This window comes from Microcoleus sp. K1-B1 (genome assembly GCF_036704705.1).
Taxonomy (GTDB): Bacteria; Cyanobacteriota; Cyanobacteriia; order Cyanobacteriales; family Microcoleaceae; genus Microcoleus.
The window spans coordinates 17,535-25,921 of the sequence record NZ_JAUBSH010000016.1 but is presented as its reverse complement, the minus strand read 5'-3'; the positions used below and the strand labels follow the sequence as shown (position 1 = coordinate 25,921).

The 8,387-nt window shown below is 41.4% G+C and carries 7 protein-coding genes and 1 rRNA gene; 4 read left to right on the top strand and 4 right to left on the bottom strand.

Annotated elements, in window-relative coordinates; translation table 11 throughout:
• The first annotated feature begins 74 nt into the window (after positions 1–74).
• Positions 75–1,103 carry a C39 family peptidase gene (locus QUA83_RS08460; RefSeq protein ID WP_333292537.1) on the top strand — a complete coding sequence of 343 codons (1,029 nt, stop codon included), beginning with the start codon at positions 75–77 and terminating at the stop codon, positions 1,101–1,103.
• Positions 1,104–1,449: 346 nt separating this feature from the next.
• Here the strand turns inward: QUA83_RS08460 and nadC are convergent, their stop codons facing one another.
• Positions 1,450–2,334: a carboxylating nicotinate-nucleotide diphosphorylase gene (gene nadC / locus QUA83_RS08455; protein WP_333292536.1), complete on the bottom strand. Its 885-nt coding sequence runs from the start codon at positions 2,332–2,334 to the stop codon at positions 1,450–1,452.
• Between the two features lie 237 nt (positions 2,335–2,571).
• Here nadC and vapB point away from each other — a divergent pair, with 237 nt between their 5' ends.
• From vapB to QUA83_RS08440, 3 genes are all read left to right on the top strand, one after another.
• On the top strand, positions 2,572–2,886 hold the full coding sequence (gene vapB / locus QUA83_RS08450) for a type II toxin-antitoxin system VapB family antitoxin (RefSeq protein WP_333292535.1): 315 nt from the start codon (positions 2,572–2,574) through the stop codon (positions 2,884–2,886).
• 103 nt (positions 2,887–2,989) lie between these two features.
• Positions 2,990–5,434 (top strand): hypothetical protein, encoded by a 2,445-nt coding sequence (locus QUA83_RS08445; protein WP_333292534.1) that lies wholly within the window; start codon positions 2,990–2,992, stop codon positions 5,432–5,434.
• A gap of 125 nt (positions 5,435–5,559) precedes the next feature.
• Positions 5,560–5,739, top strand: coding sequence for a DUF2281 domain-containing protein (locus tag QUA83_RS08440; RefSeq protein ID WP_333292533.1), 180 nt, complete (start codon positions 5,560–5,562; stop codon positions 5,737–5,739).
• A 231-nt stretch (positions 5,740–5,970) separates the two neighbouring features.
• Here QUA83_RS08440 and QUA83_RS08435 read toward each other — a convergent pair whose 3' ends face one another.
• The 3 genes from QUA83_RS08435 to QUA83_RS08425 form a co-directional block, all read right to left on the bottom strand.
• Positions 5,971–7,536, bottom strand: coding sequence for a cytochrome P450 (locus tag QUA83_RS08435; RefSeq protein WP_333292532.1), 1,566 nt, complete (start codon positions 7,534–7,536; stop codon positions 5,971–5,973).
• Between the two features lie 280 nt (positions 7,537–7,816).
• Positions 7,817–7,933: ribosomal RNA gene (gene rrf, locus QUA83_RS08430) — 5S ribosomal RNA — on the bottom strand.
• 196 nt (positions 7,934–8,129) lie between these two features.
• Positions 8,130–8,285 carry a hypothetical protein gene (locus QUA83_RS08425; RefSeq protein ID WP_333292531.1) on the bottom strand — a complete coding sequence of 52 codons (156 nt, stop codon included), beginning with the start codon at positions 8,283–8,285 and terminating at the stop codon, positions 8,130–8,132.
• Positions 8,286–8,387: the final 102 nt, after the last annotated feature.

Genomic DNA, 8,387 nt, shown 5'->3' with positions numbered 1-8,387 from the left:
GATTGATCGGCATCGTAATTCTAAAATCTAAAATCTAAAATCTAAAATCGATTGACAGGGGCACGGACGCAAGCATGAAATTACAAAACTTTCTCAACTCAAACATTAGGTACGATGCCAAAGCAATCGCTGCAGACGACGAACTCAGTGGCCAAATTCAAAGCCGCCTCATTGACCTGGGTTTACTGAAGCCTCCCGTAGACGGAATTTTTGGCCCTCTCTCTACCGCCACCCTCCACCGATTTCAAACTCTGATGAAGTGCGGCGAAGCGGGTTTTTTGGGAGCAGTCACAGCCAAAAAGCTGATCGAAACCAAACCAGAGGATATTCCCACACATCCCCTAATCCTGAAAACGCTCAGAGACACCATTTTTAAATCAAAACCGCTGGCGTCTTCTCAACTTCAGGACTCGGAAAAACAAGTAATACCAGCCGGAAAAGAGTTTGAGATCCTCGCTTATGCTCCGGCTCGCGGTCACATCAGAGTTGCTCTCCGCAACGAGTCTTTCAAAGGTTCAGGAATTTGGTATGTTTTCGGAGCACACGCTCAAGTTACTCAAGACAGCGTTCTGTTTTATCCCAAACCGAATCCCCCAACTGTCAGGCTTGGCATTCCTTATCGATCGCAAATGGATAACTTGAACAATCCTACAGGTTCTTGCAATGTAACTTCATTAGCGATGTGTATGGAATTTTTGAAGGTGCCACGCCGCAAACAAACCGGGCAATATGAAGACGAACTTTACGAATATGCGATCGCCAAAGGTTACAGTCGCTGGGACCCCTACGATTTAGCAAAGATTGTTAGAGATTACGGCGCTCAAGATTTCTTTACCGAGAATGCAACTATTGATGACGTTCAAGATTGGCTAGCCAGCGGAAATCCCGCTGTCATCCACGGATACTTCACGTCTTTCGGTCACATTATAGTTGCATCAGGCTACGACAGCGAGGGATTCTTCGTCCACGATCCCTATGGCGAGTGGTTCCGAACTGGCTACGATACAAGTGTCAGCGGTGCTTACTTGCACTATACTTACCGCTTAATCCGCAGCCTCTGTATACCTGACGGGAATTTTTGGGTTCATTTTATCTCTAAGTAGTAATTTGTTAGTAGTTAGTGGTTATTGGTTATTGGTTAGTGGTTATTGGTTATTGGTTATTGGTTATTGGTAATAACTAACCAATAGTTGACAGTTGACTCTCAGCAAGGTCGGACACGGCCTTGCCCATTGGTATCAACTTCAGCCGAAATATCGATCCGACCCCAAATACCGCCAGGGGTTTAAACCCCTGGCTCATAGCGAAAGTCCTCTAAAAGAGGACTGAATAATTCATTAGACTTCTCCCGAAATTAGATTTTAGCTTAGGCTTGACTTGGGTTTCAAGTTCTTTTTTGGAGATGTCTCTTAGTCCTCTTTTAGAGGACTTCAGCTTTGAGGCAGGGGTTTAAACCTCTGCCGGACTGCGGGTATTACTATTAATTTTCATACTCAAATCCAGCCAAGTCGATCGCGTAATCGGAGCACTGGTAGAAATATAATCTACTCCGGTTTCCGCAACACTTCTAATTGTTTCTAAAGTAACATTGCCGGAAGCTTCAATTTTTACCCGATCGCTCTTTTGGCGAATTATTGCCACAGCCTGCCGCATCAAATCACAGGACATATTATCTAACATAATAATATCGGCTTTGTGCTGCAAAGCTGTCTCCACTTCAGCGAGAGTTTCGGTTTCGACTTCGATTGTCAGCGGATAGGGGATAGAATTGCGAATTAGGGCGATCGCCTCTGCAATTCCCCCAGCCGCGGCAATGTGATTGTCTTTAATCATCACCGCGTCATCTAATCCCATCCGGTGATTGCAAGCACCGCCGACTTGAGTTGCGTATTTTTCCAACAATCTCAATCCCGGCGTTGTCTTGCGCGTATCCACTAATTGCACGGGCAAATCGGCAATTTTGTCAACATATTTCTGAGTTAATGTAGCGATGCCGCTCAAACGCATTGCCAAGTTTAATGCTACTCTTTCTCCGGTTAGCAGCGCATCGAAATTGCCGGAAATCTCGGCGATTACTTCTCCTTTTTCGCACAGTTTCCCTTCCGGTACTTGGGGGATGAAACTGAGGCTGCTGTCTAAAAGTTTAAATGTGCGATCGGCAATTGGCAATCCCGCAACGACTCCAGCTTCTTTGACAATCCATTTAGCAGTACCCTGGATGCTGTTTGCGGGAAATAAGGCCGATGTTGTGCGATCGCCCCTACCGATATCTTCTAGTAGCCAGTTGTGCAATAGGGAGTCTAAAACTATCCAAGGCGGTAATATTGCTGTCATGTTTTTGTCGGTTGTTATATCAAGATCATATCTACTAGGAACAATAGTCGATCGGGTAATTTTAAGCAAGTTGCACAATTATGATGGTGTTAGTGCGATCGGGGGCGATTCTACTACATTAGGACTTACGCATGGGGGCCCAGAAACCGGGTTTTTTACGAAAATACTTGGTTGCAGCCCACAGATTCGATAAAAACCCGGTTTCGAGGAGTCGGAGTGCGTCCAGGACTGTAAATAATGGGGTATTCTGTTGCTGACATTGGGTGTTGGTGCTTTAATGGAGTAGATGGGTATCGATCGCGAGAAGAAACCATGATACAGCCAGTCATTTTAGAAAAATTAGCAGAACTCCCGGAGTCTCTTCAGACAGAAGTGCTTCATTATATTGAGTTTTTGATCGAAAAGCCGGCTAAAAACTCAACTCAAGAAAAGCCAACAAAGAAGCGTCGAGTTGCCGGAACAATGAAAGGAATGTTTGTTTTACCGCTACCTGATGACTTTGATGAGCCGCTTGAGGATATGAAGGAATATATTGTGCAACAGAGAGTCTAAAGCAATTCAATGTGGCAACAGGGCTTTCATTTTTTCTTTGTTATATCAAGTAATGTTATCATACTCAGGCAATTCCTGAAAGCTGTTGCTAAAAATACGAACTATGTACTTATCTGAAAAAGAAGTTACTTTAAAGCTTACCTCTCGTCCCTTACGCCTTGTTTATTTAGTTCGCAATCGAGAGGAATTTAAAAATGCAATCATGCTCTACACCCATATCTGGGGAGGATTAACTAACGCAATTCTACCAATTCATGAAAATGGTCAAGATATTGAGTTCTTGAAAGAGAGAATTATCTCAATTAATCCTGACTTTATTTTTAGCTCCTACCCAAATAGTGGGGAATCTATATATACAATTCTAGAAAAAACTCTAGCAGTCAAGTGTGTTTTTGTTAACAAAGAGCAAATTCAGCAGCATATTGAAGGAAAAGAAACGATTCCTTTGCATAATTGTCCTGCTCAAAGTGTGGAGCCTACAAGTTTATCTCATATTGTTTATGTATTTCGAGAATTTAATAATAATAATAATACTCTAGATTATAGCCGTGTTTTGGGTGTAAATACTTGCAACTTTTATGATTTTGAGCTGTCAATACAATCGGGAAAAATATCGAACCGATATAGAACTTTTTTGACACAACATCTGGCAGCTAATTTTTTAAACGCACCTCAAGATTTTGAACAATTAATTAAAAATAGCTTGCTCCTTGCCAAAGACTATAATCCTATTTGTTTAACAAAAATTAAACTTAGCAAAATACAACCACTCGATCCAATTCAACAACGAATGGATTGTCCAAACCTACTAACTATTTTTTTGGGTGATGACCAAGATATTGATATTGCTGCTGCTTATTGGAATACTCGTTCCTTCACTGATGAAATGGCTAATAAGCTTTATTTGCCAAAATCAGAAGTGCTAGATAATATTGATAAATTAGCTCAGATAATTTTGGAGGGAATGCCTTCAATTGAGGAAATATTAATTGTTATTAATACAGACATTGAATCTGCACAAAATTTAGCCCATCAGGTAGCTCAAGCTTTTTTGATAGTTCCCCATTTCAGAGTAGAAATTATTTATCAAAATTTCCATTTAATTTTTTCCCGAGGTCAAGCTTTCACCGGGAGTCCTATCAATACAACTTATATTAAATTTGAAGATGGTTCGGTTCGCTTTAGCCCTCCAGTACCAATAGGACATCAAAATACAGAATTCTTGTTTGGCTGGGAAGCCGAAGTTCGTTTAGCATCCAGCAGGCGGTTATTGCTACCTATCAATAAATCATCTGCTGTTTTTCTATCGAATAGCCAGCATCAAATCGAATTTGCAGATAACAATCCCTATGGAAGGGATATGTTCATAGGACTATCAACAAGAGTGAGTAGTCAGGGAATTACTGGAACTGTAAGCTCTAAACAAGACTGCTGCCTTTATATTCCTACTGATGAAATGGTAATTACCCAAAGATTTAAGGATGCGGGTTTAAAAATTGAAATTAATGAACATACCCGCTATGCTAAGGGGTTTATTAAACGTTTTGGAGGTTTTAGGAAAACAATTGATTTTGTCAACGATAATGGATTAGGAATCTGTAAAGCATTGGAACGTCGAACAGAGGACAATAATCGACAAGTTCAACAGGGAGGGTACAAGATATGTAATATTTATCCATGGCTTAACAATATAGGAATTAATGACCAAACAGCTAAAAAGAAGTTTGTCTCAAAACACATACCTGTATTATTATCAGTCGGTTTAGTTCGTCGTGGTTATAATCTGAGTTGCTCTCATTGTAATCTTACGACCTGGTATCCAATAGAACGAGTACAAGAATTTATTGAATGTGTGGGCTGTGCCGAGCCTTTTCAGCTTCCAGAACCGCTGGATCAGATACACTTTACCTATAAACTGAATGAATTAGCTTCACACTTTTTGAGGAATGGAGGTGACGCTGTACTGATAACCGCTGCTGTTTTGTCTCAACTCATGCCTTATAGCTGGATTCAGTTTGGAGGAAATATTCATCGTCGGTACAAAAAAGCATCTTTTGCCGAAATTGATGTCATTGGCTTACAAGCAGATACTTTGGTATTAGCAGAGTCAAAATCTTATAGCCAGATTGAAGAGCAGCATATTGAACAAATTAAAGAGTCTTTGGAAAAGACAATAGAAGTAGCTAAGTTAGTCAATGCACAGATTGTTTTACTGAGTATTACCAAAAATTCATCCAACTCTGAATTACATACTTTACATACTGTAGTAAGTGAAATTTCACATAACGCTAGAGAGTTGGGAATTGGTGTACATTTAGCTATAAATGGAAAATTACATCCTTGGGGGAAAGAAGAAAGCGAACTCTACCAGGGGGTGAACATTTTAGATCAACTACGAGTTGATCAAGAAACTCCAGAAGAACAGCTATTAAGTGTTGTTGTAGGAGAATTACCAAGCCAGGGCTTTATTTCTAGCCAGCCATTATTGGATGATGAAGTCATGCAGCGTTGGCGTTTGGAATTAGGGGCAAATCAAGCTAGCGCATAAACAGTGGCGATCGCCCACTATTGACTGCTAAAATTAAGGGCGATCGCTTGTTATGATTGTATTCAAATAAAAACGACTGCAATGGGCAATTATTATGACTATTCCTGATATTACGATCGCCCTTATTGCAGCAACTTCCAGAATCATTATTGCCAGAAATCAACGACTTCCTCGACTTTTTGATGCACAAGCACCAAAATAGAATAGCTGAGCCTAAACTCCCAGACGATATTGCTAAAGCTTGGGCAAAATGGTTCGAGGAAGTCGATCGCTACTTACAACAAAATTGTGTGTACCGCATATAAATGGAATATGCTGTATCTACTTCAAGCTCATCCAAAGCTGGTTGAAGATGTTTCCGATTCCGCAATTATCTTTGGGATTTCCTAGGCTGATTTCTTTGATTAATTTCTTTCCCATTCCTATTGCTCAAACGAATTTTACCCCTGATTACCTATTTTCCTGTGCTTAGAAAGACAGAAAAGCGCTAATCGGGCTATCTTGTATATTCCTAAAAATTGCGGTGTTTGAAAGGTTTAGGCTCCGTTTCTCCCTCGAAAGCGTATTGGCATTCCATCTGACGGATAAATTAACAGGTTTTGCTGTAATTGTTCGAGAGAAGAACGACCGTTAACTAACTCCCAATCGAAGTGGCGCACCAATAATGCTAACATCATTGTTCCTTCCAGCATTGATAGATGCTCTCCTAAGCAACGATGCGGCCCTGAGCCAAAGTCTATCATTGGCAGTGAACTTGTTTCCTTATTCTTGTCTAGCCAACGTTCCGGCAGAAATTCCTCTGGGTTAGCATAAACTTCGGGATCTCTTCCGGCTGCAAGCATTGACCAGGATACTCTCGTCCCACGCGGAATTACTGTCCCCTCAATTAAAGTATCCCGTTGAGCCTCCAATGAAGTTGAGCCGGAGGCAACTGAATAAAGGCGCAGTGTTTCTTTGATAATGGCGCGAATATAAGCCAATTCTTTGAGGTTTTCTAGGTTAATCCCACCTGGTTTTTGAGAAGCTTGGTCAACGATGTCCCGTGCTTGTTGAAACACTCTTTGATTTAAGCTCAACTCTCCAAGTGCAAAGGATAAAGTATGGGCTGTGGTGTCAGTCCCAGCTATTAATAGTTCAATGGATTCTGATATTAAGGTTTCGCGATCGTATTTTGGTTCTTTAGCCGCGATTTTGACTAACATTGATTCCTTAAACAAACTACTGACTTCTGGGAAATCAGTTGGATTTTGTTCTCTCATCTGTAAAGCTAAGTCTACGCGGGGAGTAAGGAATTCCGTTAAATATCGCCTTGCTGCCCAATAATCCCGTGAATTCTGAGTTGGCAAATATTTCATCCATATTTTCTCCCCTGTAGCTTGTCGCAGGAATCGATAACCTACAACAGATATCGATTCGTACACCTTGCTAACTTCCAGGGGGGGGCCTTCCTGACTGGTACTATTTCTATCTACAGGAATACCTAGTACAAGAGAGGAAATCACCCTCATTGTTAGTTCCACAAACAGAGGATCTGCCTCCACTTCTTTTGGGGGCGCAACTTGTTTGAGCGTGTCAATGACTTGTTCGCAAGCTTGGCTAATTATTTCCAGATATTTGGAGAGATTGCTCGAACTAAATTCTGGATTCCAAGCCTTGCGTCGCCACTGCCACTCCGTTGCAGTTTCTCCGATCATAATCGGGCCACTGATATCGTTCCATGCTTCGCGTAATCGCTTGGCTCTAATTAAGCTACCATCTCTCATCCCATTGATAATGGTATCTTCGATTACTTTTGGTTTACTTAAAATCACAGATGGAGTCCTGCCATTCCAAATGACGTACATCGGGCCTAACTGCTGGCTCCAATCAAAAAATAGCTGAAATAATTTCTTCTGTTTTACTGCTACTAATATTTGTGGCAGATTTCCTAACACCCAATATTGGGGAGGCGAAGGGAGTGATTGTAGCGATTTATACGTTTCCTTTCCTTTCCACCATCGCCAACTCAGTATGGACGCTATGCTAGTAACGCCTAATACAATTACTAAATATGACCAGAAGGAAGAAGAACCATTTATTTGAGAAGTAATGCTTTGAAACATAAATCTGCCCAAGTCCATAGTTTTTTATTACCCATATACTACCTTGAAATGGAGATTAAGTAAGTCAACCTCATTAAATATAAAAGGTTCGACGTGGTAATAGCCTGATGTGGCTCTAGCATTAACTCCTTTAATGATGGCCTGGGATAATTCGTACTCGTCTTCAAATACGCAACAAGCTCTGGACTTAGGCACTTGTCATATTATAAACATCTGTAACTCCCCAAAAAACTAAAGCCCTTTTCCGTTGTTGCGGGAAAAGAGCTTTAATTTATGATTAACCTGGCACTGAGCTATTTTACCGGGCAGTGACCCGCCGAGTATCTTCGCCATAGCAACGTTTAACAACCGAGTTCGGGATGGATCGGAGTGGTTCCATTACATCATAAGCACCAGGAAAGCTTTGAAAACTTTTAATCCTGTGTCTGCGTTCAGTTTGATGCGCTGCATCTCTTTCGCTCGACTTAATTACCTTATCAAGTTTTCCCCTGTCTGTCAACCCCTTGGTCAAAACTTTTTTTCGATCGCCCGAAACCGCCCCCAATAGCCGAGTTTGATGTATTATTTGGGACTGTGGCCGATCGACCTTTAACTCACAAATCCAAAAAAGCCGCCTCGACACCCTGTTCTCTGCGAATCTTCCCGTCCTTCACAAACCACGCGACGACCTGCTTAACTGTTAATTGTTCGATCGGGCTTTCAGATTCTGTCGCAATTTGCCTCAACGGCCGCAAAGACGCAATTACCAAATTCGTAAACAAGTTTTCAAAACTCGCATCAAGTTCGATCGACCCCAAATCTGCTGCTGGCCGAGAATATTGAGATTTCTACAAAGGGCGCCAGACTTGCTG